This is a genomic window from Streptomyces sp. WP-1 (genome assembly GCF_030450125.1).
Classification (GTDB): Bacteria; Actinomycetota; Actinomycetes; order Streptomycetales; family Streptomycetaceae; genus Streptomyces; species Streptomyces incarnatus.
The window spans coordinates 5,762,296-5,787,384 of sequence record NZ_CP123923.1 but is presented as its reverse complement, the minus strand read 5'-3'; the positions used below and the strand labels follow the sequence as shown (position 1 = coordinate 5,787,384).

Annotated in this window: 23 protein-coding genes and 1 riboswitch; of the genes, 5 read left to right on the top strand and 18 right to left on the bottom strand. The window is 70.3% G+C overall.

Annotated features, from left to right (window positions below; all coding sequences use genetic code 11):
* Nucleotides 1-68 precede the first annotated feature (68 nt).
* Both QHG49_RS25505 and QHG49_RS25500 read right to left on the bottom strand, forming a co-directional pair.
* Entirely contained in the window at nucleotides 69-506 is a 438-nt protein-coding gene (locus QHG49_RS25505; protein WP_301491506.1) for an SRPBCC family protein, read from the bottom strand.
* A 112-nt stretch (nucleotides 507-618) separates the two neighbouring features.
* Complete coding sequence (locus QHG49_RS25500; RefSeq protein ID WP_145484939.1) at nucleotides 619-1,416, bottom strand: metallophosphoesterase; 798 nt, start codon at nucleotides 1,414-1,416, stop codon at nucleotides 619-621.
* A gap of 297 nt (nucleotides 1,417-1,713) precedes the next feature.
* Between QHG49_RS25500 and QHG49_RS25495 the strand changes: the two genes are divergently transcribed.
* Entirely contained in the window at nucleotides 1,714-3,510 is a 1,797-nt protein-coding gene (locus QHG49_RS25495) for a long-chain fatty acid--CoA ligase (RefSeq protein ID WP_301491505.1), read from the top strand.
* A gap of 67 nt (nucleotides 3,511-3,577) precedes the next feature.
* Here the strand turns inward: QHG49_RS25495 and QHG49_RS25490 are convergent, their stop codons facing one another.
* Entirely contained in the window at nucleotides 3,578-4,720 is a 1,143-nt protein-coding gene (locus QHG49_RS25490) for a glycosyltransferase family 4 protein (protein ID WP_301491504.1), read from the bottom strand.
* Nucleotides 4,721-4,851: 131 nt separating this feature from the next.
* On the opposite strand from QHG49_RS25490, the gene QHG49_RS25485 reads away from it, so the two are divergent.
* The gene (locus QHG49_RS25485; protein ID WP_145484942.1) at nucleotides 4,852-6,078 is read left to right on the top strand and encodes a glycosyltransferase 87 family protein; all 1,227 of its coding nucleotides are present in this window, start codon (nucleotides 4,852-4,854) and stop codon (nucleotides 6,076-6,078) included.
* Nucleotides 6,079-6,090: 12 nt separating this feature from the next.
* On the opposite strand, the gene QHG49_RS25480 is transcribed toward QHG49_RS25485, so the two are convergent.
* From QHG49_RS25480 to QHG49_RS25460, 5 genes are all read right to left on the bottom strand, one after another.
* Nucleotides 6,091-7,278 carry a hypothetical protein gene (locus QHG49_RS25480; protein ID WP_159700690.1) on the bottom strand — a complete coding sequence of 396 codons (1,188 nt, stop codon included), beginning with the start codon at nucleotides 7,276-7,278 and terminating at the stop codon, nucleotides 6,091-6,093.
* A 30-nt stretch (nucleotides 7,279-7,308) separates the two neighbouring features.
* Complete coding sequence (locus QHG49_RS25475; protein ID WP_186337768.1) at nucleotides 7,309-8,352, bottom strand: NlpC/P60 family protein; 1,044 nt, start codon at nucleotides 8,350-8,352, stop codon at nucleotides 7,309-7,311.
* 242 nt (nucleotides 8,353-8,594) lie between these two features.
* Nucleotides 8,595-9,629 (bottom strand): C40 family peptidase, encoded by a 1,035-nt coding sequence (locus tag QHG49_RS25470; RefSeq protein WP_159700692.1) that lies wholly within the window; start codon nucleotides 9,627-9,629, stop codon nucleotides 8,595-8,597.
* A gap of 211 nt (nucleotides 9,630-9,840) precedes the next feature.
* Nucleotides 9,841-11,184 (bottom strand): NYN domain-containing protein, encoded by a 1,344-nt coding sequence (locus QHG49_RS25465; RefSeq protein WP_301491501.1) that lies wholly within the window; start codon nucleotides 11,182-11,184, stop codon nucleotides 9,841-9,843.
* A gap of 53 nt (nucleotides 11,185-11,237) precedes the next feature.
* Nucleotides 11,238-11,477, bottom strand: a complete 240-nt coding sequence (locus QHG49_RS25460; RefSeq protein ID WP_145484946.1) for a hypothetical protein — start codon at nucleotides 11,475-11,477, stop codon at nucleotides 11,238-11,240.
* A gap of 148 nt (nucleotides 11,478-11,625) precedes the next feature.
* Here QHG49_RS25460 and QHG49_RS25455 point away from each other — a divergent pair, with 148 nt between their 5' ends.
* Both QHG49_RS25455 and QHG49_RS25450 read left to right on the top strand, forming a co-directional pair.
* Complete coding sequence (locus QHG49_RS25455; RefSeq protein WP_145484947.1) at nucleotides 11,626-12,363, top strand: rhomboid family intramembrane serine protease; 738 nt, start codon at nucleotides 11,626-11,628, stop codon at nucleotides 12,361-12,363.
* Nucleotides 12,360-12,641, top strand: coding sequence for an Lrp/AsnC family transcriptional regulator (locus QHG49_RS25450; RefSeq protein ID WP_046421294.1), 282 nt, complete (start codon nucleotides 12,360-12,362; stop codon nucleotides 12,639-12,641). Before QHG49_RS25455 ends, QHG49_RS25450 begins: the two co-directional genes overlap by 4 nt.
* Before the next feature lie 52 nt (nucleotides 12,642-12,693).
* Here the strand turns inward: QHG49_RS25450 and QHG49_RS25445 are convergent, their stop codons facing one another.
* From QHG49_RS25445 to QHG49_RS25420, 6 genes are all read right to left on the bottom strand, one after another.
* Entirely contained in the window at nucleotides 12,694-14,034 is a 1,341-nt protein-coding gene (locus QHG49_RS25445) for an aminotransferase class V-fold PLP-dependent enzyme (protein WP_145484948.1), read from the bottom strand.
* A gap of 162 nt (nucleotides 14,035-14,196) precedes the next feature.
* A riboswitch (SAM riboswitch) is annotated at nucleotides 14,197-14,313 on the bottom strand.
* An 82-nt stretch (nucleotides 14,314-14,395) separates the two neighbouring features.
* Nucleotides 14,396-15,460 (bottom strand): anthranilate phosphoribosyltransferase, encoded by a 1,065-nt coding sequence (gene trpD, locus QHG49_RS25440; protein ID WP_301491496.1) that lies wholly within the window; start codon nucleotides 15,458-15,460, stop codon nucleotides 14,396-14,398.
* Nucleotides 15,461-15,598: 138 nt separating this feature from the next.
* The gene (locus tag QHG49_RS25435) at nucleotides 15,599-17,236 is read right to left on the bottom strand and encodes a cytochrome bc complex cytochrome b subunit (protein WP_145484950.1); all 1,638 of its coding nucleotides are present in this window, start codon (nucleotides 17,234-17,236) and stop codon (nucleotides 15,599-15,601) included.
* Nucleotides 17,233-18,291, bottom strand: a complete 1,059-nt coding sequence (locus QHG49_RS25430) for a ubiquinol-cytochrome c reductase iron-sulfur subunit (protein ID WP_159700700.1) — start codon at nucleotides 18,289-18,291, stop codon at nucleotides 17,233-17,235. The genes QHG49_RS25435 and QHG49_RS25430 overlap by 4 nt, the downstream gene beginning before the upstream one ends.
* Nucleotides 18,288-19,100 (bottom strand): c-type cytochrome, encoded by an 813-nt coding sequence (locus QHG49_RS25425; protein ID WP_145484952.1) that lies wholly within the window; start codon nucleotides 19,098-19,100, stop codon nucleotides 18,288-18,290. Before QHG49_RS25425 ends, QHG49_RS25430 begins: the two co-directional genes overlap by 4 nt.
* Before the next feature lie 63 nt (nucleotides 19,101-19,163).
* Entirely contained in the window at nucleotides 19,164-19,784 is a 621-nt protein-coding gene (locus tag QHG49_RS25420; RefSeq protein ID WP_111582346.1) for a heme-copper oxidase subunit III, read from the bottom strand.
* A gap of 157 nt (nucleotides 19,785-19,941) precedes the next feature.
* Here QHG49_RS25420 and QHG49_RS25415 point away from each other — a divergent pair, with 157 nt between their 5' ends.
* Nucleotides 19,942-20,343, top strand: a complete 402-nt coding sequence (locus tag QHG49_RS25415; protein WP_145484953.1) for a response regulator transcription factor — start codon at nucleotides 19,942-19,944, stop codon at nucleotides 20,341-20,343.
* A gap of 56 nt (nucleotides 20,344-20,399) precedes the next feature.
* On the opposite strand, the gene QHG49_RS25410 is transcribed toward QHG49_RS25415, so the two are convergent.
* The 4 genes from QHG49_RS25410 to coxB form a co-directional block, all read right to left on the bottom strand.
* Nucleotides 20,400-21,659 carry an Ig-like domain-containing protein gene (locus QHG49_RS25410; RefSeq protein WP_159700703.1) on the bottom strand — a complete coding sequence of 420 codons (1,260 nt, stop codon included), beginning with the start codon at nucleotides 21,657-21,659 and terminating at the stop codon, nucleotides 20,400-20,402.
* Nucleotides 21,660-21,819: 160 nt separating this feature from the next.
* Entirely contained in the window at nucleotides 21,820-22,218 is a 399-nt protein-coding gene (locus QHG49_RS25405; RefSeq protein ID WP_046421283.1) for a cytochrome c oxidase subunit 4, read from the bottom strand.
* Nucleotides 22,215-23,948 (bottom strand): cytochrome c oxidase subunit I, encoded by a 1,734-nt coding sequence (ctaD, locus tag QHG49_RS25400; protein ID WP_145484955.1) that lies wholly within the window; start codon nucleotides 23,946-23,948, stop codon nucleotides 22,215-22,217. Before ctaD ends, QHG49_RS25405 begins: the two co-directional genes overlap by 4 nt.
* Nucleotides 23,945-24,904, bottom strand: a complete 960-nt coding sequence (gene coxB / locus QHG49_RS25395; RefSeq protein WP_037652958.1) for a cytochrome c oxidase subunit II — start codon at nucleotides 24,902-24,904, stop codon at nucleotides 23,945-23,947. Before coxB ends, ctaD begins: the two co-directional genes overlap by 4 nt.
* Nucleotides 24,905-25,089: the final 185 nt, after the last annotated feature.

Sequence of the window (25,089 nt, the reverse complement as noted above, 5' to 3'; positions counted from 1 at the left end):
CCCCGGCGCCCACCCTGCCGCCGGCCGGGCCGGGCGGGTGGGCGAAGGGATGTCGGGGGGAAGGGGTGTCAGGGGGTCTCGACGCGCTTCTTCAGGCCCGCCAGGGCGCGGTCGATGATGACCTTCTCCGCCTTGCGCTTGATCATGCCCAGCATGGGGATCTTGACGTCGACGGTGAGCCGGTACGTGACCTCCGTGCCGCCCGCGCCCGCCGGTGCCAGCAGGTAGGACCCGTCGAGCGACCGCAGCATCTGGGACTTGACCAGCGTCCAGGAGACCTCGTTGTCACCGGCCCAGGTGTAGGCCAGCGTCTGGTCGTCCTTGATCGCGCCGGCGTCCATGACGAGCCGTACCTCCTGGGCACGCCCCCGCTCGTCGGTCTTGAGGACCTCCGCCTCCTTCACCTCACCGGTCCAGTCCGGGTAGCGGGCGAAGTCGGCGATCACCGCCATGACGTCGGCGGGAGCCGCCTCGATCGTGATGCTCGAACTGGTGTGTTCCGCCATCGCCGTGGCTCCTCCAGATGCGGACCGAAGAGACTCATGCCCTGTGCTGACTGCGCACGTGTGTGCAGCGTGAAGGCTACCGTGCGCCCGCCCCGGCCCCGTCCGCGCCCCGTCACCACTCAAGGGCCCACGGCCGCCCGCTGCTCGCGAAGTGCCCCACGTTCACACACTCCGTCGCCCCGATCCGCATCCTGCGCGCCAGCGGCTGGTGGACGTGCCCGAAGAGCGAATACCGGGGCCGGGTACGGCGGATGGCGTCCAGCAGCGCCCGGCTGCCCCGCTCGAAGCGGCGCGCGACGGTGTCGTACACCAGCTCGGGCACCTCCGGCGGGATGTGGGTGCACAGCACGTCGACCTCGCCGACCGCCTCGATCTTCGCGGCGTACTCCTCGTCGGAGATCTCGTACGGCGTGCGCATGGGGGTGCGCAGTCCCCCGCCGACGAAGCCGAACGTCCACCCGCCGATCTCCACCCGCCGCCCGTCGAGGACGGTGGTGCCGGGACCGGCGTATTCCGGCCACAGCTGCGGCATGTCGACATTGCCGTAGGTGGCGTACGTCGGGGTGGGGAACGCGGCGAAGAGTTCGGCGTACTGCCTGCGCACCGCCTTCTCGATGGCGGTGAAGCGGTCGCCCTCGATCCCGCTCCACAGCTCGGCGCCGAACGCCCGGGCCTCCTCGAAGCGCCGGGCGGTGCGCAGCTCCACGAGGCGGTCGGCGTTCGCCGCTCCGAACAGGTCGGGGAAGATGCCGCGCGAGTGGTCGGCGTAGTCGAGGAAGAGCACCAGGTCACCCAGGCAGATCAGGGCATCGGCACCCTCGCCGGCCCGCGCCAGGTCCCGGGCGTTGCCGTGCACATCGCTGACCACATGGACGCGGTGACGGCTGCTTCGAGGGGGTGTGGATGCCATGGCGATCAAGCGTAGGCGTGTGTGCCGCAGGTGAACAGTCCTGGTCGTGGCCTGCGGTTACTCGCCGGTCGGAGAGGCCGTGGACTACTGTGCGCGAAGGAAAGCCAACCTGTGTGACGCAGCGAACATCTGGCCGGGAACCCCTGTCGGGAACCGCATACCGACGGGTAACGTCCGGGCAGTCCAGTCGTGCTCTGGGTTTCAGCCACCGGTAGCCCCGAGCACCACCCGAGCCTTGGACCGCACCGTCGCATCACACAACGTCGTGGCGCCGGCGCCCTATGAGGAGCAGCAGTCTTGCGCGAGTTCAGCCTTCCGGCCTTGTACGAGGTCCCTGCGGACGGAAACCTGACCGACATCGTCCGCAGAAACGCCGCGCAGCATCCCGACGTCGCCGTGATCGCCCGTAAGTCGGGGGGCACCTGGCAGGACGTGACGGCCCGGAAGTTCCTCGCCGAGGTGCACACCGCGGCCAAGGGGCTCATCGCCGCCGGGGTGCAGCCGGGCGACCGGGTGGGCCTGATGTCCCGGACGCGCTACGAGTGGACGCTCCTCGACTTCGCCATCTGGAGCGCGGGCGCGGTGACCGTGCCGGTGTACGAGACCAGCTCGCCCGAGCAGGTGCAGTGGATCCTCTCCGACTCGGGCGCGACCGCCTGCGTGGTGGAGCTGGACGCGCACGCGGCCGCGGTGGAGGCCGTACGCGACACGCTGCCCGCGCTGAAGAACGTGTGGCAGATCGAGGCCGGCGCCGTCGAGGAGCTGGAGCGGCTCGGCCAGGACGTGTCGGAGGAGACGGTGGACGAGCGCTCCTCGCTCGCCTGCGCCGACGACCCGGCCACCATCGTCTACACCAGCGGCACCACCGGCCGCCCGAAGGGCTGTGTGCTCACCCACCGCAGCTTCTTCGCGGAGTGCGGCAACATCGTGGAGCGGCTGCGGCCGCTGTTCCGCACCGGCGAGTGCTCGGTGCTGCTGTTCCTGCCGCTGGCCCATGTCTTCGGCCGGCTGGTGCAGATCGCGCCGATGATGGCGCCCATCAAGCTGGGCTGCGTCCCGGACATCAAGCACCTCACCGATGAACTGGCCGCGTTCCGGCCGACGTTGATCCTCGGTGTGCCACGGGTCTTCGAGAAGGTCTACAACTCCGCGCGCGCCAAGGCGCAGGCGGACGGCAAGGGCGCCGTCTTCGACAGGGCGGCCGACACGGCGATCGCGTACAGCAAGGCCCAGGACACCCCGGGCGGGCCGTCGTTGGGGCTGCAGATCAAGCACAAGATCTTCGACAAGCTGGTCTACGGCAAGCTGCGCGCGGTCCTCGGCGGCCGGGGCGAGTACGCCATCTCGGGCGGCGCCCCGCTGGGCGAGCGGCTCGGCCACTTCTTCCGGGGCATCGGCTTCACGGTGCTGGAGGGGTACGGCCTGACCGAGTCCTGTGCGGCGAGCGCGTTCAACCCGTGGGACCGGCAGAAGATCGGCACGGTGGGCCAGCCGCTGCCCGGTTCGGTGGTGCGGATAGCGGACGACGGCGAGGTGCTGCTGCACGGCGAGCACCTGTTCAAGGAGTACTGGAACAACCCGGGCGCGACGGCGGAGGCGCTGGCCGACGGGTGGTTCCACACCGGGGACATCGGCACCCTGGACGAGGACGGCTATCTGCGGATCACCGGCCGCAAGAAGGAGATCATCGTCACGGCGGGCGGCAAGAACGTGGCCCCGGCGGTGATCGAGGACCGTATCCGCGCGCACGCGCTGGTCGCGGAGTGCATGGTGGTCGGCGACGGGCGGCCGTTCGTCGGCGCGCTGGTCACGCTGGACGAGGAGTTCCTGGCGCGCTGGGCCGCGGAGCACGGCAAACCGGCGGGCTCCACGGCGGCGTCGCTGCGCGACGACCCGGACCTGAACGCCGCGATCCAGGAGGCCGTGAACGACGGCAACGCGGCGGTGTCCAAGGCCGAGTCGGTGCGCAAGTTCCGTATCCTCGCGACCCAGTTCACGGAGGACTCCGGCCACCTCACCCCGTCGCTGAAGCTGAAGCGGAACGTGGTGGCCAAGGACTACGCGGACGACATCGAGGCGATCTACACGAAGTAGGCCGCCCGGCGTGCGTCAAGCGGCCGTTCCGGCAAGGAAGTCGACCGCCCATCAGCTCGGCGGCTGCTCAGAGCAGCTCCTTCAGCCGCTCCGCCAGCAGGTCCCAGCGCCACTTCTCCTCCACCCACCGGCGGCCCCGCTCCCCCATCCGGCGGCGCAGTCCGGGATCGCCGAGCAGGGCGACGATGCGGTCGGCGGCGTCGAGGGGTTCGCCGCCGCGGACCACCCAGCCGGTCTCGCCGTCGAGGACCGCGTCCGGGGCGCCGCCGGAGTCGCCCGCGACGACCGGCAGGCCGGTCGCGGACGCCTCCAGGTAGACGATGCCGAGACCCTCCACGTCGAGGCCGCCGCGGCGGGTGCGGCAGGGCATGGCGAAGACGTCGCCCGCGCCGTAGTGGGCGGGCAGCTCGGACCAGGGGACGGCGCCGGTGAAGCGGACCGAGGCGGCGACGCCCGTCTCCCGGGCGAGGCGGCGCAGGTCCCGCTCGTAGGGGCCGCCGCCGACGATCAGCAGCACGGCGTCCGGCTCGGCGGCGAGGATCCGGGGCATGGCCCGGATCAGCGTGTCCTGGCCCTTGCGCGGCACCAGCCGGGAGACGCAGACGACGACCGGGCGGTCGGTGAGGCCGAGCCGGGCGCGCACCTCGTCGCCGCCGGAGCCCGGGTGGAAGGTCTTCTCGTCGACGCCGGGCGGCAGTTGCACCATCCGGGCGGCCGCCTCGGGGGTGAGCGCGCCGGCGATCCGGGAGCGGGTGTACTCGCCCAGGTAGGTGATCGTGTCCGTGCCCTCACCGATCCGGCGCAGCAGCTGCCGGGCCGCGGGCAGCTGGGCCCAGCCGGCCTCGTGCCCGTGGGTGGTGGCCACCAGGCGCTCGGCACCGGCCCGGCGCAGCGCGGAGGCCATCAGCCCGAGCGGTGCCGCGGCCCCGAACCACACCGAGGTGCAGCCGTGCTCGCGCAGCAGCCCGGCCGCGCGCCGGGTCGCCCCCGGGGTGGGCAGCAGCATGGTCGTACGGTCGCGTACGACGGTGAAGGGCTGCTCGGCGTCGAAGGCGGCCGTCGCCTCGACGCCCTCCCGGCTCCGCTTCCAGGTGGAGGCGTAGACGACCAGCCGGTCCGGGTCCAGGCGCAGCGCCATGTTGTGCAGGAAGGCCTGGATGCCGCCCGGACGGGGCGGGAAGTCGTTGGTCACGATCAGGGTCTTGTGCATCGCCGCCGACCCTACCGAATCGGCCGTCCGGCGCCGGGCGGCGGCCGGTGCGTTGGCACGGCCCGGGGGGCTCGGGACATCATGGTCCCTCGGCACGGGGCTCGAAACGGAATCGAACGGCAGGGGAACACGTGGAGACCAAGGACGTCCGGCGGTCGCCGGCGTACCTGCTCGCGACCTGGTGCGTCACCCGTGCGGTGCTGCTGCTCTTCGTCCTCGGGGTGTACGTCTTCCCGGGCCCGGACGTCACCACCGATGTGTCGGTGATCTACCGCAACTGGTACGAGGTGCTGCGCCAGGGCACGTTCCCGCTGGACGACGTCACCTGGCAGTACCCGCCGGCCGCCGCGCTGGCGATCCTGGCGCCCGCCCTGCTGCCGTTCCTCTCCTACCCGCACGCCTTCTTCGCGCTGGCGTTCCTCGCCGACCTGGTGGTCCTGGCGCTGCTGCTGCGCGCGGACAGGCGGCCCGGCCGTTCCCGGCGCGGGGCCTGGGTGTGGGTGGCGGGCGTCCCGCTGCTCGGGCCGACGGTGTACGCGCGCTACGACGTGATGGTGACCGCGGTGGCCGTGGCCGCGCTGCTCGCGGGGGCCCGGCACCCCCGGGTGATGGGCGCGCTGACGGCCTTCGGGGCGCTGCTGAAGGTGTGGCCGGCGCTGCTGCTGGCCGGTGCGGTGCGGCGCCGGGCGTGGGTGTCGGCGGCGGTGACCGGGGCGGGGCTCGCGGCGGTGTTCGCGCTGTGGATGCCGGGCGCGTTCGCCTTCCTGACCTTCCAGCGGGAGCGGGGCACGGAGGTGGAGTCGCTGGGCGCCCTGGTCTTCCATGTGGCCCGGCACTTCGGCTGGAGCGGGCAGGTGCTGCTGAACTACGGCTCGATCGAGTTCCTCGGCCCGTACGTGCCCGAGGTGAGCGCGGCGGCGCTGGCCCTGTCGGCGGGCGCGTTCGGCTGGCTGCTGCTGTGGCGCCTGAAGGCCCGCCGCTTCCCCGCGCACACCCTGACGGACGCGGCGCTGACCGCCGTGCTCCTGTTCACCACCACGAGCCGGGTGATCAGCCCCCAGTACCTGGTCTGGCTGATCGGCCTGGCCGCGGTCTGCCTCACCCACCGCGCCTCCCGGATGACCGCCCCCGCCCTCCTGGTCCTGGCCGCCTCCTTCCTGACCGTCCTGGAGTTCCCCGTCGGCTTCGTCCACGTGGTCACCAGCGACTGGTACGGGACCACCCTCCTGCTCCTGCGCAACGGCCTGCTGGTCACCGCGACCCTCCTCGCGGCCCGCCGCCTGTGGCGCACGACCGCCGCCCCCGCGGCCACCCCGCTCCAGCCGCTCCCCGCCCGCGAGCCCTCGGTCTCCCCCTGAGCCCGCGCGCGCTCAGCGCAGCTCCGCCTCGACGTACTTCCGCCAGCGGGCGGTGAAGGCGTCCGGGGTCAGGCCGAGGACGTCGTGCAGGGCGGTCTCGACGGCGCCGGGGCGGGTGGTGCGGGTGCCGACGGCGCGGTAGAAGGCGGCGAGTCGGGCCGGGCCCCACCCGTCGGCGATCATGCGGCAGGCCAGCCAGCCGCTCTCGTAGGACCGGGCCAGTTCGGTGGGGTCGCTGGTGAAGCCGAAGTCCTTGTCGGTGGGGAGCGCGGCGGGCACCCGGCCGTCGGCGACGGCGCGGGCCAGTTCCGGGGCGGCCTGGGCCGGGGTGCGGTCGGTGCCGAGGTAGCCGATCCAGTCGGCGTAGCCCTCGGAGAGCCAGAGGGGGGTGGCCGCGGTGGTGTGGGCGCGGGTGGCGACATGGGTGGTCTCGTGGGTGAGGACGACCTGTTTGCCCATCGCGCCGAGGACGGCGTACGCGTCCGGGTTGATCACCACCCGGTCGGCCGGTGTCCGCCCCGCGCCGCCCGCCTCCCCGGTGGTCACGGCGGCGATCCCCCGGTAGTTCGCGGCGGGCGAGCCGAGCAGACCCGCCATCCCCTGGAGGGACTTGGGCACCAGGACGACCACCCGGCGCGTCCAGTCCGTGCCCCACTGCCTGGACACCGCCGGTACCGCCTCGTCGGCCATCCTGGCGTAGGCGCGCAGGTCCGCCGCCGGCTGCCCGGTGCCCAGCACCAGGCTGTGCGCGCCGGGTACGGCGGTCACCGTGCCCTGGTCCCACAGCTGCTGCCCGGACTTGTCGGCGGGCCGGTCGGCGGTGACGTACCAGGTGCCGGAGGCGGTGCGGGCCAGGGTGAGGGCGCGCCGGGTGTCGACGGGGGCCCGGTCGTACCCGGCGACCTTGTAGCTGAGGTCGGCGTCCGCGGTGGCCCCCGTGGCGGTGCGGCGCAGGGTGGTGATCCGGTACGCCCAGGAGGCCAGCGGCAGGGCGCGCAGCCTGGTGTACTCGGTGCTCGCGCCCGTCGCGCCGTACGCCCCGGCGTCATGCCGCAGCAGCGCCGCCGAGCGCAGGTCGAGCAGGTGCTGCACCTCGCTCCTCGCGGAGTCGGCCGCCGTCCGCCCGGCGCACCCGGTCAGGGACAGCAGCAGACACAGGGCCGCCGCCCCGACGCTTCTCACCCGCCTGCCACCGGCCATCACACGATCGTACGGCGCGCCGCCGGGGCGTCAGGGCCGGGTCACCGAGGAGATCGGCATCATCCCCACCGGGTCGTAGCGCACCGCGGCTCCCGGATGGGGCGCGTGGATGACCTGGCCGTGGCCGACGTACATCGCCACATGGCTGGCGTCGGAGCGGTAGACGATCAGGTCGCCGGGGCGGGCCTGGGAGAGCGGGATCCGCCGTCCGGCGAACCGCTGCTCCTGGGAGGTGCGGGGCAGCTGGATGCCGGCGTGCGCGTACGACCACTGCATCAGGCCCGAACAGTCGAAGCCGGAGGGCCCGTTGGCGCCCCACACATAGGGGCGGCCGAGTGCGGAGCGGGCGGCGGCCAGGGCCGCGGCGGCGCGCGCGTCGGGGGCGCCGGCCACGCCGGTCAGGTCGGGCAGGCCGAGGCGGTCGGGGCCGGCCGAGCGGGAGGACCGGTCGTAGGCGGCGCGGTCGGCCGCGGACAGCGAGTTCAGCAGCTGCCGGGCGCGGGCGAGCTTGCCCTCCACCGTCCGCTTGTGGGCGGCGACCGCCCGGCGGCTGCGGTCCAGCGCGTCGAGCTCGTCGGCCGCCTCCGCCCGCTCCTGCTCCAGCTCGCGCAGCGCGCAGCGCAACTCCCGCAGCCGGCCCGCCTCCTGGGCGCTGATCCGGTCGAGGGTGGCGGCCTTGTCGAGGTAGTCGTCCGGGTCGTCGGAGAACAGCAGCGCGACGGCCGGGTCGATGCCGCCCGAGCGGTACTGCGCCCCGGCCAGCGAACCCAGCTCCTCGCGCAGCGTGTTGACGTCCTGCTGGCGGCGGGCGACCCGGTCCTGGGCGTAGCGGACCTCGCGGCGCAGCGCGTCGGTGCGCTCCTGGGCCTGGTCGTAGGCCTGGGTCGCCTGCTCGGCCTGGGTGTAGAGCCGGTCCACCTCGGCGCGGGCGTCGGGATGCGGTGCGGCGTGCGCCGGTACCGCGCCGAGGGCCGCGGCGGCGGCCGACAGGGCGCACAGGGCTGCGGCACCCCGGTCGAATCCGGCCGGTGCGCGGCGCTGACCGGACGGTGCAAGGCGGCGATGGGACCCCACGGGTTGCCGAACCCCTTCCACTGGCTGACACGGACGGCGTTCCCCGGCGCCTGGAGACGGGGAGGCCCCGGCGCCGGGGAAACGCGGCAGACAGTAGCCGTGCGGAAGGGCCGCGGCCAAAGACCGCGACGGCAACAAAGAGTGACGCCCCGCCGCTGACGCAGGTCACCGGCGGGGCGTGGAGTCAGTTTGCGTCCCGTGGATTCGCCCGATCGGGCGCCCTCCCCGGGTGCGTCGGAGGTTTAGACGCGGACGCCGAACTGGAACGGCATGTCGGCCATCGCCTCATAGCGCACCACGGCACCGGTGTGCGGGGCGTGCAGCACCTGGCCGCCGCCCGCGTACAGGCCGACGTGGTGGATGTCGCCGTAGAAGAACACCAGGTCGCCGACCTGGAGGTCGCTCTGGTTGTAGATCCGGGTGCCGATGTTGGCCTGCTCCTCGGAGGTGCGCGGGATGGAGACGCCGGCCTGCGCGTAGGCGTAGGAGGTCAGACCCGAGCAGTCGAAGGAGGAGGGGCCGGTGGCGCCGTAGACGTACGGCTTGCCGATCTCGCCCTGGGCGGCGGCGAAGGCGGCACCGGCCCTGCCGGAGGCGGGCGGGGTGTCGCCGAGGTTCACCCGCTGGCTGGAGGAGCGGTCGGCACGCTGCTGCTGGGCGGCGAGGTCGGCCTTCTCCTTGGCGGTGAGGCTGTTGAGGATCTTCTGGGCGGCTGCGAGCTTGCCCTGGACTTCCTTCTTCTTGTTGCCCAGTTCGGTGCGGGTGTCCGCGAGGTCCTTGAGCTTCTCGGTGGCCTCGGAGCGCTCCTGGGCGAGTTCGCGCTGCTTGCTCTGGATCTTGCGCAGCGCGTCGACCTGCTGGCTGCTCAGCTGGTCGAGGGTGGACGCCTTGTCGAGGAAGTCGTCCGGGTCGGAGGAGAGGAAGAGCTGGACCGAGGGGTCGATACCGCCGGAGCGGTACTGGGCCGTGGCCAGCGAACCCAGGCCGTCGCGCAGCTTGTTGAGGTCTTCCTGACCCCGCGCGACGTTGTCCTGGATCGTGGAGATCTCCTTCTGGAGCTTCTGCTGCTTCTCCTTGGCGCCGTTGTACTTCTCGGTGGCCTGCTCGGCCTGCTCGTACAGCGTGTCGACCTTGGACTTGACCTGGTCCTTGCTGAGCTTCTCGCTCGGCGCGGCGTTCGCGGCGTTCGCGCTGAGCACGACGGCGGCGGCTGCTGCGGTGGTCAGCACGGTCACGCGTGCACGGCTCTGCTGCTTGGGTCGACGGTGGGACGCCACGGAGGACGAACTCCTTCTTGTGAGTGTTCACCCGTTCGGAGGTTCGAGCCCCGACCCTAGTGACCATGTTGTGATCATTCAAATCCTCACGGCAAAAATTCCCGTCACGCAATGCATTCTTTGCACACAATCCACGAGCAGTGATGGCCGATTGACCCTACGTCGCGTGAGGGGGCGGCCAATTCGGGCATTGCGTATGCCCGTTGGGCCTTCAGGACAGTCGCTTCAGAAGTACCGCAGAGGCCACGGGACGGGCACCCGCGCGCGCCACGCCGTCGGCCACCTCGCGGTCGGTGGAGGCGACGATGACCGGCCGGCCCGGCGGTTCCGCGCGCACCAGCTGGCGGATCAGCTCGTCGGCCGTGACGCCCGGCTTGGAGAACAGCACCCGCACCCCGCGCGGCGGCGCGAGCAGCACCGGCGCGGCCAGCTCGGCGCCGTCGAAGACACAGGTCACCTCGGCGCCGGTCTGCGCCGCGAGCGCGGACAACTGGCCCAGCAGCCGCAGCCGCTGCTTCTCCAGCGGCATCTGCGGATAACCGGTCTTGGTCACGTTGTAGCCGTCGACGACCAGATGCGCCTGCGGCAGGGCGAGCAACTGGTCGAGGATGGCCGGGTCGTGCTCGGACAGGGCGCGCGCCGCGATGTCCTTCGGCGTCATCCGGCCCGGCTCCACCGCGTCGACGGTCTCGGCCGGGCGCACGGACACCGGCGGCAGCGCCAGCTCGCGGCGCAGGCCCTGGGTGGCGTCCAGCAGGGTGTCGAGCAGCAGCCGGACCCGCATGTCCTCCACGCTGCGCCCCTCGCGGGCGGCCTTGCGGGTGGCCTCCAGGGCCGCCTCCGCCTCGCCGAGCCGCGCCTTGAGCCGCCGGGACTCGCTCTCCGCGGCCGACACCCGGGTGCCCGCCTCCGCGCGTACGGCGTCCATCTCGCCCTGCGCCTTGCGCAGCGCGGCCTCGCCCCGGCGCACATCGCTCTGCGCGGAGCGCAGCTTGCGGTTCAGCGACTCCAGCTCCCGCCTGGCCGATTCCAGCTCCGCGCGCAGCCGTTCGGTCTCGGCTCTGGTGTGCTCGCGGGCGCGGTCCAGTTCGGCGCGCAGTCGCTCCAGCTCGGCGCGGCTCTCCTCGTCGGCGCGCTCGGCGTCGGCGCGCTGGGCCTCCTCGCCGGCCGCGGTGACCAGCTTCACCCAGCCCGCGGGGCGCAGCACATAGGCGGCCGCCGCCACGTCGAGCGGGTCGACGGCCGCGGGCACCGAGCCGGCCTCCAGGACGCCGGCCAGCTCCGGCTGCGCGGCGCGGAACTTCTCGCCGATCCGCTGCCGGAACAGCGTGTCGGTCTCCAGCGCGGCGGCCATCGCGTTCCCGGCGAACTTCGCGCGGCGATTCGGGGCGAACCGGACGTACTGCCGCAGCTGTGCGGGCAGTTCGGCCACGGTCAGCTTGCCGAAGCACTCCGCGACGATCGTGACGACCCTGCGGCGCACCCCGTCGGGCAGCGGACGGTCAAGCACCTCGGCGGTGCCGTCGCCCGGCCCCCCGCCTTCGCTCTGAACCATCCGTCACACCCCACTACCTTGCCGAAGAAATGCCTCTTCGGGCCCGGCCCCCGTCAGGAGTCGATGCCCGGCCTGTCCACGAGTTCCACCTGGTCCGCCGCGTTGCACCAGCGGCAGCGCACCGATTCGATGGTCTCACTGACCACCTGGCGCTCCTCCACCGTCGGCTCGCCCGCGAGGTCGAGGTGGACATATTCCACGACCTTCGAGGAGCGGGTGACGTCGAAGCGGGTGAGGTTGCCGCACAGGGTGCAGCGCCATCGCGTCGTGGCGGTCGGCTGGGGAACCGTCATCGTGCCCTTCTCAGGTCGGTCGGACCACGCCGGCGGGCCGGCGCGTGTGGCTCGTAACCCTACGGCCTGGCGGCCTCCCGCCGCCCGTCCATCCGAGGCGGCGAGGCGGTCTGTCAGCTTGCGTCCGGTTACGTCATGCTCTGTATTCATGATCAGCGAGTGGAGCGCGGCGGCCGGCAGGACCTTCAGGGCACTTCGGGACGCGCCGATGACATACGGCCTGATCGCCCTGTGCTGTCTGATCTTCGTACTGGGCCCGGCCTCCGGAATCGTCCCCGGATACGGCACCGGGTACGTGCTCCAGGACGCGCAGCGGGTGTACTTCCGGACCTGGGGGGTGGTCCCGGCCGAGCTGCTCGCCGCACCCCTGGCGCACGCGCTGACCCCGGTCACGGCGCTGTTCGTGCACGGCAACTGGGTGCATCTGCTCGGCAACATGCTCTTCCTCCTCGTCTTCGGCGTGCTGACCGAGGAGCGGATGGGCCGGGTGGAGTTCACCCTCTTCTACATCGGCTGCGGCTACCTGGCCCTGCTGGGGTACGCCGTCGCCAACGACACCTCCGAACAGTCGCTGGTGGGCGCGTCGGGCGCGATCTCGGCGGTGCTCGGGGCGTTTCTCTTCCTGTTCCCGCGCGCCCGTGTCACCAGTCTCCTGCCGTTCCTCTTCTTCCTGCCGCTGCGCTTTCCCGCGTGGGTCGTGCTGCCGTTCTGGGTGACGCTCCAGTGGCTGGCGGCGGGGCGCTCGGTACAGGGGCCGGGGGTGGCGTATCTGGCGCACCTGGTGGGGTTCGGGGCGGGGTTCGTCTACGCGTGGGTGCGCCATGGGCGTGGGGATAGAGTGAAATGCGCACCTGAACCGGCCCCTGAGGGAGAGAACCAGCCGTGATCACCGCGATCGTCCTCATCAAGACCAGCGTGGACCGGATTCCCGAGATCGCCGAGCAGATCGCCTCGCTGGAGTCGGTGAGCGAGGTCTTCTCCGTCACCGGTACGTACGACCTGATCGCCATGGTGCGGGTGCGGGAGCACGAGGATCTGGCCGATGTGATCCCCGGCCGGATCAGCAGGATCCCGGGCGTCGAGGCGACGGACACGCATGTGGCGTTCCGTACGTACTCGCAGCACGACCTGGAGGCGGCCTTCGCGATCGGTCTGGACTCCTGACCGTCCGCTGAAAACCGCCTCCCGGACCGTTCAATTCTTTACGCCACCGTCTTTACGCCACCGGCACGCAGCGCCCCTCCTCCGTGCGGTACGTCCACTTCGCGCCCTCGGTCACCAGCTGCCGTACGGCCGTGACGAAGCGGTCCACGTGCTCGTCCGGGGTGCCCGCGCCGAAGCTCGCGCGGATGGCGTTCAGGGACGGGGCGCCGCACTCCGCGGGGGTCTCGGGGGCCGTGCCCAGCAGGGTGCGCAGCAGCGGGTGGGCGCAGAAGAGGCCGTCGCGGACGCCGATGCCGTACTCGGCGGAGAGCGCGGCCGCGAAGTGGGAGCTGTTCCAGCCGTCCACCACGAAGGAGAGCACGCCGACCCGCGGGGCGTCGTCCCCGAACAGGGACAGGATCCTGACCTGCGGGATGTCGGCGAGGCCCGCGCGCACCCGGTCGATCAGGTACTGCTCGCGGGCGACCAGCGCGTCCCAGCCGGCCTCGGTGAGGGCCTGGCAGGCGGAGGCGACGGCGTAGGCGCCGATGACGTTCGGGGAGCCCGCCTCGTGCCGGGCGGCGCTCTCGTGCCACTCCACCTCCACTCCCCCGTCCGCGCGCCGGGCGACCGTGCGGCTGGCGCCGCCGCCCGCGAGGTACGGCTCGGCGGCCCGCAGCCAGTCCGCGCGCCCGGCCAGCACGCCCGCGCCGAACGGGGCGTACAGCTTGTGCCCGGAGAAGGCGACCCAGTCGACGTCCAGATCGGCGAGGGAGACCGGGTGGTGCGGGGCCAGCTGCGCGGCGTCCAGGACGATACGGGCGCCGTGGGCGTGCGCGGCGGCGGCCAGCTCGCGCACCGGCCACAGCTCCCCGGTGACATTGGAGGCGCCGGTGACACAGACCAGGGCCGGGCCGTACGGCTCCCGGTCGGCGAGGGCACGCTCCAGCGTCTCGACGGCCTGCCGGGGGCTGCGCGGCGCGTCCAGGTAGGTGACCTGGTCGTCCCGCCAGGGCAGCAGCGAGGCGTGGTGCTCGGTCTCGAAGACGAACACCCGGCAGCCGGCCGGGACCACCCGGGCCAGCAGGTTCAGCGAGTCCGTGGTCGAGCGGGTGAAGACCACCTGGTCGTCGGCGCGGCAGCCGAGGAACTCCGCGACCGTGCGGCGGGCCTTCTCGAACAGGTCGGTGGAGAACTGGGAGAGGTACCCGGCGCCCCGGTGGACGCTGCCGTAGTACGGCGCGTAGGCGGCGACGTCGTCCCAGACGCGCTGGAGGGCGGGGGCGCTGGCCGCGTAGTCGAGGGCCGCGTAGGTGATGGTGCCGCCGGTGACGAGCGGCACGGTGACATCACGCCCCAGAACGGGCAGCGGGGTGGAAATCGACGCGTCGACGGCAACGGTGGAGACAGACATGGGGGACTCCCGTGAGAACGCACGCCGAAGGAGGCGTACGGAAAAAGGTGAAAGGGGTGCGCGGAGGCGGGGCTCGGCGGCCCTAACGCATTCGCTTGCTCACGGGAAGCTCCCTCGCGGTGACCAGGACCCCTGGCCCGGCGCTGTCGAGAGCGCCCGAGGGGTCCGCGCTTGCCGCAGACCTCGCTGCCTACGACCTGGTCCTCACCCGGGGCACCCCGCCACGGACGGAGGGTTGCCGGACAGTCGGCCGGGGCCTCATGACTGTCACTCATGACCTGACAGGGAACGTACGCGAAAAGATCGATGTCCCGCAACCCGTGTCCGGATCGCGGGACGATCAGCTGCCGGCCCGCGGCCGTCAGGCGTTGCTGGCGGCCACCCAGCGCTCCAGCGTCCGCTTCGCCGCGCCCGAGTCGATGGACTCGGCGGCCCGCGCCATCCCGGCGCGCAGCTGCTCGGTGAGCGGGGCGTCGGTCGGCTCCAGGGCCGCGAGGGCCGCCGCCGAGTTCAGCAGCACCGCGTCCCGTACGGCCCCCCGCTCGCCGTCCAGCACCCGGCGGGCGACCTCCGCGTTGTAGGCCGCGTCCGCGCCGCGCAGGGCCTCCACGGGGACCAGCCCGATGCCGACGTCCCGCGGGTCGAAGACCTCCTCGCAGACCTTCCCGTCGCGCACCACCCACACCCGGGAGGTGGCGGTGACGGTCAGCTCGTCCAGGCCGTCGTCACCGCGGAAGACCAGCGCGGAGTTGCCGCGCTCGGCGAAGACACCGGCCACCACGGGCGCCATCCGGAGGTCGGCGACGCCCACCGCCTGGGCACGCACCTTCGCCGGGTTGGTCAGCGGGCCGAGCACATTGAAGGTCGTACGGATGCCCAGCTGGCCGCGGGCGGCGGCGACATGACGCAGCGAGGGGTGGAACTTCACCGCGAAGCAGATGGTGATGCCGGCCTCCTCGGCGACCTCGGCGACCCGCTTCGGGGTCAGCTGGAGGTTGATGCCCAGCTTCTCCAGGACGTCGGAGGAGCCGGAGGCGGAGGAGGCGGCGCGGTTGCCGTGCTTGACGACCTTGGCGCCGGTGCCCGCGACCACGATCGAGGACATGGTGGAGATGTTCACCGTCTTGGCGCCGTCGCCGCCGGTGCCCACGATGTCCACGGCCGGGCCCGGCACCTCGATCACGTTCGCGTGCTCGTACATGGTGCGCACGAGACCGGAGATCTCCTCGACGGTCTCGCCCTTGGCGCGCAGCGCCACCATGAACCCGGCGATCTGGGCGTCGGTCGCCTCGCCCCGCATGATCAGGTCCATCGCCCAGGCGGTGTCGTCCGCGGACAGGTTCTGGCCGGTCAGCAGGCCGTTCAGCAGGGCGGGCCAGGAGCGGGCCGCCGCGGTGTCGCCTCCGGCGGGGGTCACAGCGCTCATCAGCCGCTCCTCGGGAAAAGTCGTGCTCAGTGGTGCTCAATGGCGGAAACTCCTACCCACCTTATCGAGCCCCCGGCACGGCGAAGGGCCCCGTCCGGCTCGCGGACGGGGCCCCTCTGTGGCGTGGCGACGCGGGGATCAGTGGTGGCCGTGGCCGCTCGTGATCTCCTTGTACTCCTCGGAGGTCGGCTTCGGGATCTGGTTGTCCTCGCCGTAGTAGGCGTTGGACAGCTTCGCCCGGAGCTTCTCGGACGCCGTCACCTTGCGCTCGACACCGTTCTCGTCGACCGCGGGGCCGATCTCGGCCGGCGCGTACTGCGTGTGGGCGGTGAGCGTGTGCAGCTGCTCCTGGCTGAGCGGCTCGTGCACCTCGATGAACTCACCGTGCGGCAGCCGCTTGATGATGCCGGTCTCGCGACCGTGCAGCACCTTCTCGCGGTCGCGGCGCTGGAGGCCGAGGCAGATCCGCTTGGTGGCGATGAACGCGATGACCGGACCGACGAAGAAGAAGATCCGCACGAACCAGGTCACGGCGTTGATCGACAGGTGGAAGTGGGTGGCCCACAGGTCGTTGCCACCACCGACCAGCGTGATCATGTACATCGTCACCCAGGCGACACCGAGACCCGTACGGGTCGGGGCGTTGCGCGGGCGGTCCAGGATGTGGTGCTCGCTCTTGTCGCCGGTGATCCAGGACTCGATGAACGGGTAGGCCGCCATCGCGCCCAGCACCACACCGAAGAGCACCAGCGGGATGAACACGCCCAGGACCAGGGTGTGGCCCCAGAAGTTGATCTCCCAGCCCGGCATGAAGCGGATCAGACCCTCGGCGAAGCCCATGTACCAGTCGGGCTGGGCGCCGGTGGACACCTGGTCCGGACGGTAGGGGCCCATGGCCCAGATCGGGTTGATCTGCGCGACCGCGGCGATGGCCGCGATGACACCGAAGACCAGGAAGAAGAAGCCTCCGGCCTTGGCCATGTAGACCGGCAGCAGCGGCATGCCGACGACGTTGTTGTTGGTCTTGCCCGGACCCGCGAACTGCGTGTGCTTGTGGTAGAAGACCAGGATCAGGTGCGCCACCATCAGGCCGAGCATGATGCCCGGCAGCAGCAGGATGTGGATCGAGTAGAACCGGCCGACGAAGTCGTGGCCGGGGAACTGACCACCGAAGAGGAAGTACGAGATGTACGTGCCGACGATCGGCATGGACAGGATCGCACCCTCGGTGAAGCGCACACCGGTGCCGGAGAGCAGGTCGTCCGGGAGCGAGTAACCGGTGAAACCGGTGAACATGCCGAGGACGAACAGCAGGAAGCCGAACAGCCAGTTGATCTCACGCGGCTTGCGGAACGCGCCGGTGAAGAACACACGCATCATGTGCACGAACATGCCGGCGAGGAAGATCAGCGCGGCCCAGTGGTGGATCTGCCGGACGAGCAGACCACCGCGCACATCGAAGGAGATGTGCAGGGTCGAGTTGAACGCCTCCGACATCATCTGCCCCTGGAGCGGGACATAGCTGCCGTGGTACACGACCTCGTTCATCGACGGGTGGAAGAACAGTGTCAGATAGACACCCGTCAGGATGATGATGATGAAGCTGTACATGCACACTTCGCCCAACATGAACGACCAGTGGTCGGGGAAGATCTTGCGCATGTTGGCCTTGGCCAGGGAGTAGATCCCGAGCCGGCCGTCGGCCCAGTCGGCGATGCGCTCGCCGGCCGGTGCCTTCCCGCGTGCGCGGGAGGTGTCGTTCGCTGCAGTACTCATCCGCGCTCCCAGAATGCAGGACCGACGGGCTCCTCGAAGTCGCCGAGCGCCTGGAGGTAACCCTCACTGTCCACACCGATGCGCAGCTGCGGCAGGGCGTGGCCGGCGGGGCCGAAGATCACTCGGGCGCCGTCGGAGAGGTCGAAGGTGGACTGGTGGCACGGGCACAGCACGTGGTGCGTCTGCTGCTCGTACAGCGAGATCGGGCACCCGACGTGGGTGCAGATCTTGGAGAACGCGACGACGCCCTCGTGCGACCAGTCGAGCTCGCGCTTGTCCTTGATGTTGTCCGGCTGGAGCCGGACGATCATCAGCGCGGCCTTGGCCAGCTCGTCCTGGAACTCCTCGTCCGTCTCCTCCAGGCCGTCCGGCTTGGCGAAGGTGAGGGAGCCGACGGCGATGTCCTCGGGACGCAGCGGCTGGTTGGTGTTCATGTTGACCAGGCGCTTGCCCTTGGCCCACAGGGTGTGCCGCAGCGAGGTGCCGGGCAGCGGACCGAGGTCGCGCAGCAGCATGACGCCGGAGAGCGGCACCAGGGCCAGCGCGCCGAACATCGTGTTGCGGATCAGCTTGCGGCGGCCGAGCGCCGACTCCTTCGCGCCCTGGCGGAAGTCCGCGTGGACCTTCGCCCGGACCTCGGGAGAGGCCGCGATCGCGTGCCGGTCGTCGGCGACCTCGACGTCGGACATCAGGGTGCGGGCCCAGTGGACCGCGCCCGCGCCGATGCAGAACAGCGCCACGCCCAGGGTCAGGCCCAGCGCGAAGTTCAGCGCGCTGATGTGCCCGATCGGGAACACGAAGATGTTCTTGTCGTGCGGGATCGTCACGTACGACACGATGAAGCCGACGGTGGCCAGCATCGAGATCGTGAACAGCAGGGCGACCATACGCTCGGACCGCCTGGCGGCCCGCTCGTCGATGTCCTGGATGCGGTGCTCGTGGGGCGGCATCCCCGGGTCGGCGAACGGGTTCTCCTCGTCCGCGACCGCTACCGCGCCGTGCGCGTGGTCCTGCTCAGCGGGCAGGTTCTCTTCTGGAATGTCTTGGCTACTCATGACTTCTTGGCCTTTGCGGTCCGAGCGGCGACCCAGACGGCGACGGCGATCAGCGCGCCGAGACCGAAGATCCAGGCGAACAGGCCCTCACTGACCGGCCCGAGGCCGCCCAGCTCCAGACCGCCCGGGTTCGTCGTCTCGCTGCTGTCGATCGCGTGCAGGTACGCGATGATGTCCTTCTTGTTCTGGGAGGACATCGTGGTGTCCGGGAAGGACGGCATGTTCTGCGGGCCGGTCTGCATGGCCTCGTAGATGTGCTTCGGGTCGACGCCCTCCAGCGTGGGGGCGAACTTGCCCTTGGTGAGGGCACCACCCTTGCCGGTGAAGTTGTGGCACTGCGCGCAGTTGGTGCGGAACAGCTCGCCACCCTTGGCGATGTCCGCGCCGTCCGGACCGTACTGCTGCTTGGTCGGCACCACCGGACCGGCGCCCAGCGACGCGATGTACGCGGCGAGCTGGTCGATCTGGGTCTGGTTGTACACGGTCTTCTTGCGCGGGACCTGGGCGCCCTGCGAGGTCGCGGCCGGCATACGGCCGGTGCCGACCTGGAAGTCGACGGCCGCAGCGCCCACGCCGACCAGGCTCGGACCGTCGGAGGAGCCCTGCCCACCGGTGCCGTGGCAGCTGGCGCAGCCGACCTCGAAGAGCTTCTTACCCTCCTTGATGGTCAGGGACTGGGAGCCTGCGTCGGCCTGCGCCTTGCCCGCGGGCGCGAACGCGGTGTACAGCCCCCCCGTGGCCGCCAGCGCGAGGAGTAGGACGACGACCGCCGCCAGCGGATGGCGTCGTCGTGCGGAGAGCTTTTTCACGGATTACCCCGGTGTCAGGATCTTCTGCGTCGGTGCTTCTGGACTTAGCGGGAGCGGTCCCGGCTACTTGATCAAATAGATCGTGGCGAAGAGGCCGATCCAGACGACATCGACGAAGTGCCAGTAGTAGGACACGACGATGGCGGCCGTCGCCTGCTCGTGGGTGAACCTCTTGGCCATGTAGGTGCGGCCGAGGACCAGCAGGAAGGCGATGAGACCGCCCGTCACATGCAGGCCGTGGAAGCCGGTGGTCAGGTAGAACACCGAGCCGTACGGGTCGGAGGAGAGCGAGAGGCCGTCCTCCTTCACCAGGCTCGTGTACTCGTAGATCTGACCGCCGATGAAGATCGCACCCATGATGAAGGTGAGGATGAACCAGCCACGGAGCTTCTTCACATCGCCCCGCTCGGCCGCGAACACGCCGAGCTGACAGGTGAGCGACGAGAGCACCAGGATCGTGGTGTTCGTCGCGGAGAAAGGCACATTGAGGCTTGAAGCCATGTGCTTCCAGTGAGCCGGTCCGGTCACCGACCGGAGGGTGAAGTACATCGCGAAGAGGGCCGCGAAGAACATCAGCTCGGAACTCAGCCAGATGATGGTTCCGACGCTGGTGAGGTTCGGCCGGTTGACCGACGGGTGCGCGTGCCCGGTTTCTACTGTCGTTGCTGTCGCCACGACCGACATTATGTCGGTCGCTTATCTCGCCCTCACTCCGGGGGGTGCCGTTCGGAGTGTTGCTGCCCTCCGAACCGGTGTTGACGTGGTGTTCATGGGAGTAACATCCGCCCGAACGGCCCCGTCCGTCCTGTCCGTACGACGCCGACGTCGACCCGGAGGAACAATGCAGCCGACCGCCACCGTGCTGGTCTACAGCGACGACTCCAACACCCGCGAGCAAGTACGGCTGGCCACCGGGCGGCGTCCCGCCCCGGACGTGCCCCCAGTGGAGTTCGTGGAGTGCGCCACGCCCGCGGCGGTGCTGCGCGAGCTGGACCGCGGGGGCATCGATCTCTGCGTGCTCGACGGCGAGGCCGTCCCGATGGGCGGCATGGGGGTGTGCCGGCAGATCAAGGACGAGGTGTTCCGGTGCCCGCCCGTGCTGCTGCTCATCGGCCGCCCCCAGGACGCCTGGCTGGCCACGTGGAGCCGTGCGGACGCCGCGGTGACCCTGCCGGTGGACCCGGTGGAGTTCGCCGCCTCGCTGGCCGCCCTGCTGCGCCGGCAGCGGCTTGTGAGCGCCTAGCGCGAGAGGGCGCGGGCCGTGCGCCGGCACGGTCCCGCGCCCTTTCGAGGCGCTGCTCACACGGCCGCTGGCTGGAGCCGGACCGTGTCCGGGGAGGACTGGCCGCCGGTCTGGGTGCCCGTCAAGGCGGAGCCGTCGCGCCACTTCTTCCAGGTGACGTTCCAGTCGCCGAAGCCGTTGCCGAACGGTTCCATCGGACGGCCGTTGGAGTTGACGACCCGGACGATGTCACCCTCGTGGACGGTGTCGAAGAACCACCGCGCGTTGGCCGTACTCATGCCGGTGCAGCCGTGGCTGACGTTGGCGTAGCCCTGTGAGCCCACCGACCAGGGCGCCGCGTGCACGTATTCGCCGGACCAGGTGACCCGGGTGGCGTAGTACACCGGCAGGTCGTAGTTGTCCCGGCTGCCCTCGGCGATACCGACGGTGGTGCCGCGCATGCGTACGAAGTACTGCTTCTCCAGGACCACCTTGACGCCGTTGCGGGTCTCGAAGCCGGGCTTGCCCGTGGTGACCGGGATGCTGTTGATCACGGCGCCGTCCTTGAACACCGTCATCTCGTGCGCGGAGGCGTCCGTGACGGCCTCGACGCGGTCGCCCGTGGTGAGCTTCACCGGCTGCGTCTTGCCGCCCCAGAGCCGGTCGCCGATCTTCACGCCGTCCAGGTTGCTGTGCACCAGGATCGTGGCGTGGGCGGGCCAGTACTCCTTGGGCCGGTAGTGGAGCTCCTTGCCGCTCACCCAGTACCAGGAGCCGGGCACGGCGGGCACGGAGTCCACCCGCAGGGCGCGCTCCACGACGGCCCGCTGCGCCTTGTCGGCGACGTCCTCGCTGAGTTGGGCGGTGATGATCTGCCCGACTCCGTACTCGCCCGCCTTCGGCCCGAAGGCGACGCCCAGCTGCTTCTTGGCGGCCGGCTGGGTGGTGTCGAAGCTGAGGACCTTGCGGCCGGGTGCCCCGTCGTCGTCCTCGGTGCTCACCGTGACCTTGTAATGGGCGTTCGCGGCCAGCGGGGAGGTGCTGTGCCACCGACTGCCGTCGGCGCTGAGTTCGCCCGCCACAAAGCGTCCTGTGGAGTCCTGGGCGGTCACGTCGGTGATGCGGCCCTCGTCCTTGACGCTGACCTCCAGGGGCTTGTCCGGGTCGGCCCGTTTGCCCGCCCCGGTGGGGGCGTTGAAGGAGATCAGGCCCGCTGCGTCGTACGGCGTGGCGGACAGGGGGTCGCCCTCCGAACCGCAGGCGGTGATGCCCGCGCCCAGGGCGGTCACCAGCACGACACAGCTGACGACGGTACGGGTCCGCGGAATGTGATTCATACGATCACGCTATGAGATGGAGAGCCTACTGGCGCGGTACGTAACCCATACGAGGGAACGACATTCCGGCATCCGAAGGACACCGGTTCGGACGCGGAAAAGCCGGGAGCCCGGACCCTCCTGACGGAGGATCCGGGCTCCCGGGGTGGTGCTCGGAGTCTTACTGGGTGCGGTTCTCACCGTGGTAGTACTCGAACACCCAGCCGAACAGACCGATCACGATGAACGGCGCCGAGAAGTAGATCAGCCACCAGCCGACCGCGATGCTGAGGAAGGCGATCGCACCGCCGAAGCCCAGCATGAGCGGCTGCCAGCTGTGCGGGCTGAAGAAGCCCAGCTCGCCCGCGTCGTCCGCGACATCGGCCTCCTTGTCGTCCTGCGCACCGGCGTCCACCCGGCGGGCGGTGAAGCCCAGGTAGAAGCCGATCATGATCGACAGGCCGAAGGCCAGGAAGAGCGCCGTGGTGCCGGCCGGCTCCTTCGACCACACGCCGTACACGACGGCCATGATCAGGATGAAGAAGCTCAGCCAGATGAACATCCGGCCCTGGATCTTCACTTGCCGGCCTCCTTGCTGTCCGCGACGGCAGGCGCGTGACCGGCGTACTCGAGCTGCTCGAGCGCGGCGATCTCGGGGTGGTGCAGGTCGAACGCCGGGGATTCGCTGCGGATCCGCGGCAGGGTGGTGAAGTTGTGCCGCGGCGGCGGGCAGGAGGTCGCCCACTCCAGCGAGCGGCCGTAGCCCCACGGGTCGTCCACGCCGACCGGCTTGCCGTACTTGGCCGTCTTCCAGACGTTGTAGAGGAACGGCAGGATCGACAGGCCGAGCACGAACGAACCGATGGTGGAGACCGTGTTCAGCGCGGTGAAGCCGTCGGCCGCCAGGTAGTCGGCGTACCGGCGCGGCATGCCCTCGGCGCCCAGCCAGTGCTGGACGAGGAAGGTCGTGTGGAAGCCGATGAACAGCGTCCAGAACGTGATCTTGCCGAGGCGCTCGTCCAGCATCTTGCCGGTGAACTTCGGCCACCAGAAGTGGAAGCCGGAGAACATCGCGAACACGACCGTACCGAAGACCACGTAGTGGAAGTGGGCCACCACGAAGTACGAGTCCGAGACGTGGAAGTCCATCGGCGGCGCGGCCAGGATGACACCGGTCAGACCACCGAACGTGAAGGTGATCAGGAAGCCGGTCGCCCAGAGCATCGGCGTCTCGAAGGACAGCGAGCCCTTCCACATGGTGCCGATCCAGTTGAAGAACTTCACACCGGTCGGCACCGCGATCAGGAAGGTCATGAAGGAGAAGAACGGCAGCAGCACACCGCCGGTGACGTACATGTGGTGCGCCCACACCGTCACGGACAGACCCGCGATGGAGATCGTCGCCGCGATCAGGCCCATGTAGCCGAACATCGGCTTGCGGGAGAAGACCGGGATGACCTCGGAGATGATGCCGAAGAACGGCAGGGCGATGATGTACACCTCTGGGTGTCCGAAGAACCAGAAGAGGTGTTGCCACAGCAACGCGCCGCCATTTGCCGCGTCGAAGACATGCGCACCGAATTTACGGTCCGCCTCCAGGGCGAACAGCGCGGCGGCGAGCACCGGGAAGGCCAGCAGGACCAGCACACCGGTCAGCAGCACGTTCCACACGAAGATCGGCATACGGAACATCGTCATGCCGGGCGCGCGCATGCAGATGATCGTGGTGATGAAGTTGACCGAGCCGAGGATGGTGCCGAAGCCGGACATGGCCAGACCCATGATCCACATGTCGGCGCCGGCGCCCGGCGAGCGGACCGCGTCCGACAGCGGGGAGTAGGCGAACCAGCCGAAGTCGGCCGCGCCCTCGGGGGTGAGGAAGCCACCCACCGCGATCATCGAGCCGAACAGGTACAGCCAGTAGGCGAACATGTTCAGCCGCGGGAACGCCACGTCGGGCGCGCCGATCTGGAGCGGCATGATCCAGTTCGCGAAGCCCGCGAACAGCGGCGTCGCGAACATCAGCAGCATGATCGTGCCGTGCATCGTGAACGCCTGGTTGAACTGCTCGTTCGTCATGATCTGCAGGCCCGGACGGGCCAGCTCGGCACGCATGAGCAGCGCCATGACGCCGCCGATCAGGAAGAACGCGAACGACGTGACGAGGTACATCGTCCCGATCGTCTTGTGGTCGGTGGTCGTCAGCCACTTCACCACGGAATTGCCGGGCTGCTTGCGCCGAACCGGCAGCTCGTCCACGTACGAGCCTTCAGCGGCCGCGGCACCCTGGGGTTCGTTGAGGATGCTCACAGGTTGTTCGTCTCCCGGTTCTTCTCGTGGCTCGTCTGCGCGATGCCGGCGGGAATGTAACCGGTCTGCCCCTTCTTGGCGAGGTCCTTGAGGTGCTGCTCGTACGCCGCCGGGGAGACGACCTTCACGTTGAACAGCATCCGGGAGTGGTCGACGCCGCAGAGCTCGGCGCACTTGCCGAGGAAGGTGCCCTCCTTGTTGGGGGTCACCTGGAAGGCATTGGTGTGGCCCGGGATGACGTCCTGCTTCATGAGGAACGGCACCACCCAGAAGGAGTGGATGACGTCACGCGAGGTCAGGACGAAGCGGACCGTCTTGCCCTTGGGGAGCCAGAGCGTCGGACCAGGGTTGCCGGTCTGCGGGTTGCGCGTGCCCGGGGTGCCGACGTCGTAGACGCCGCCGGCGTTCGCCGGGAAGGCGGCCTTGAACCGGTCGGGGATCGCGGACAGGTTGGTGTCCGTCTTCGCGTCACCCGAGACACCGGGGACGTTCTCGATGTAGTTGAAGCCCCAGCTCCACTGGAAGCCGACCACGTTGACCGTGACATCGGGCTTCTTGTCGAGGCTCAGGAGCTTCGTCTCGTCCCGGGCCGTGAAGTAGAACAGCACCGAGATGATGATGATCGGGACCACCGTGTACAGGGCCTCGATCGGCATGTTGTACCGGGTCTGCGGAGGTACCTCGACCTTGGTGCGGCTGCGCCGGTGGAACATGGCGCTCCACAGGATCAGGCCCCACACCAGCACGCCGACGGCGAGCGCGGCAGCCCAGGAGCCCTGCCACAGGGAGAGGATCCGCGGAGCCTCTTCCGTGGTCGGGGTGGGCATGCCAAGGCGGGGGAAGTCCTTGTATGTGCAACCGGTTGCGGTCGCCAGGACCAGGCCCGCGGTCAGTGCCTGCAGCAGCTTCCGCCGCATCGGGCGCCGCGGCGAGCGGTCGGAGCCGTTGGGACTCACGTAGCGCCTTCCCGAGAGTCTCGCCCGCGCGGTCGGCTGCGGCCTTCTCGCTGGTCGGTCGCCGCCCTGCGTCGGGCAGGGGTTTGGATGTTTATGCGGACCAAACCCTAGCCGACGCCCTCCGGGGGTTCGCGGGGAGGGGGGCATACGCGTCGCGCCTCACTCAGTTGGGGTGTGGATGGGCG

Bases quoted from the DNA above. Each gene is read 5' to 3' on its own strand.
- QHG49_RS25505 (WP_301491506.1), bottom strand. From the start codon at position 506: ATGGCGGAACACACCAGTTCGAGCATCACGATCGAGGCGGCTCCCGCC.
- QHG49_RS25500 (WP_145484939.1), bottom strand. From the start codon at position 1,416: ATGGCATCCACACCCCCTCGAAGCAGCCGTCACCGCGTCCATGTGGTC.
- QHG49_RS25490 (WP_301491504.1), bottom strand. From the start codon at position 4,720: ATGCACAAGACCCTGATCGTGACCAACGACTTCCCGCCCCGTCCGGGC.
- QHG49_RS25480 (WP_159700690.1), bottom strand. From the start codon at position 7,278: ATGGCCGGTGGCAGGCGGGTGAGAAGCGTCGGGGCGGCGGCCCTGTGT.
- QHG49_RS25465 (WP_301491501.1), bottom strand. From the start codon at position 11,184: ATGGTTCAGAGCGAAGGCGGGGGGCCGGGCGACGGCACCGCCGAGGTG.
- QHG49_RS25460 (WP_145484946.1), bottom strand. From the start codon at position 11,477: ATGACGGTTCCCCAGCCGACCGCCACGACGCGATGGCGCTGCACCCTG.
- QHG49_RS25455 (WP_145484947.1), top strand. From the start codon at position 11,626: ATGATCAGCGAGTGGAGCGCGGCGGCCGGCAGGACCTTCAGGGCACTT.
- QHG49_RS25445 (WP_145484948.1), bottom strand. From the start codon at position 14,034: ATGTCTGTCTCCACCGTTGCCGTCGACGCGTCGATTTCCACCCCGCTG.
- trpD (WP_301491496.1), bottom strand. From the start codon at position 15,460: ATGAGCGCTGTGACCCCCGCCGGAGGCGACACCGCGGCGGCCCGCTCC.
- QHG49_RS25435 (WP_145484950.1), bottom strand. From the start codon at position 17,236: ATGAGTACTGCAGCGAACGACACCTCCCGCGCACGCGGGAAGGCACCG.
- QHG49_RS25430 (WP_159700700.1), bottom strand. From the start codon at position 18,291: ATGAGTAGCCAAGACATTCCAGAAGAGAACCTGCCCGCTGAGCAGGAC.
- QHG49_RS25420 (WP_111582346.1), bottom strand. From the start codon at position 19,784: ATGTCGGTCGTGGCGACAGCAACGACAGTAGAAACCGGGCACGCGCAC.
- QHG49_RS25415 (WP_145484953.1), top strand. From the start codon at position 19,942: ATGCAGCCGACCGCCACCGTGCTGGTCTACAGCGACGACTCCAACACC.
- QHG49_RS25410 (WP_159700703.1), bottom strand. From the start codon at position 21,659: ATGAATCACATTCCGCGGACCCGTACCGTCGTCAGCTGTGTCGTGCTG.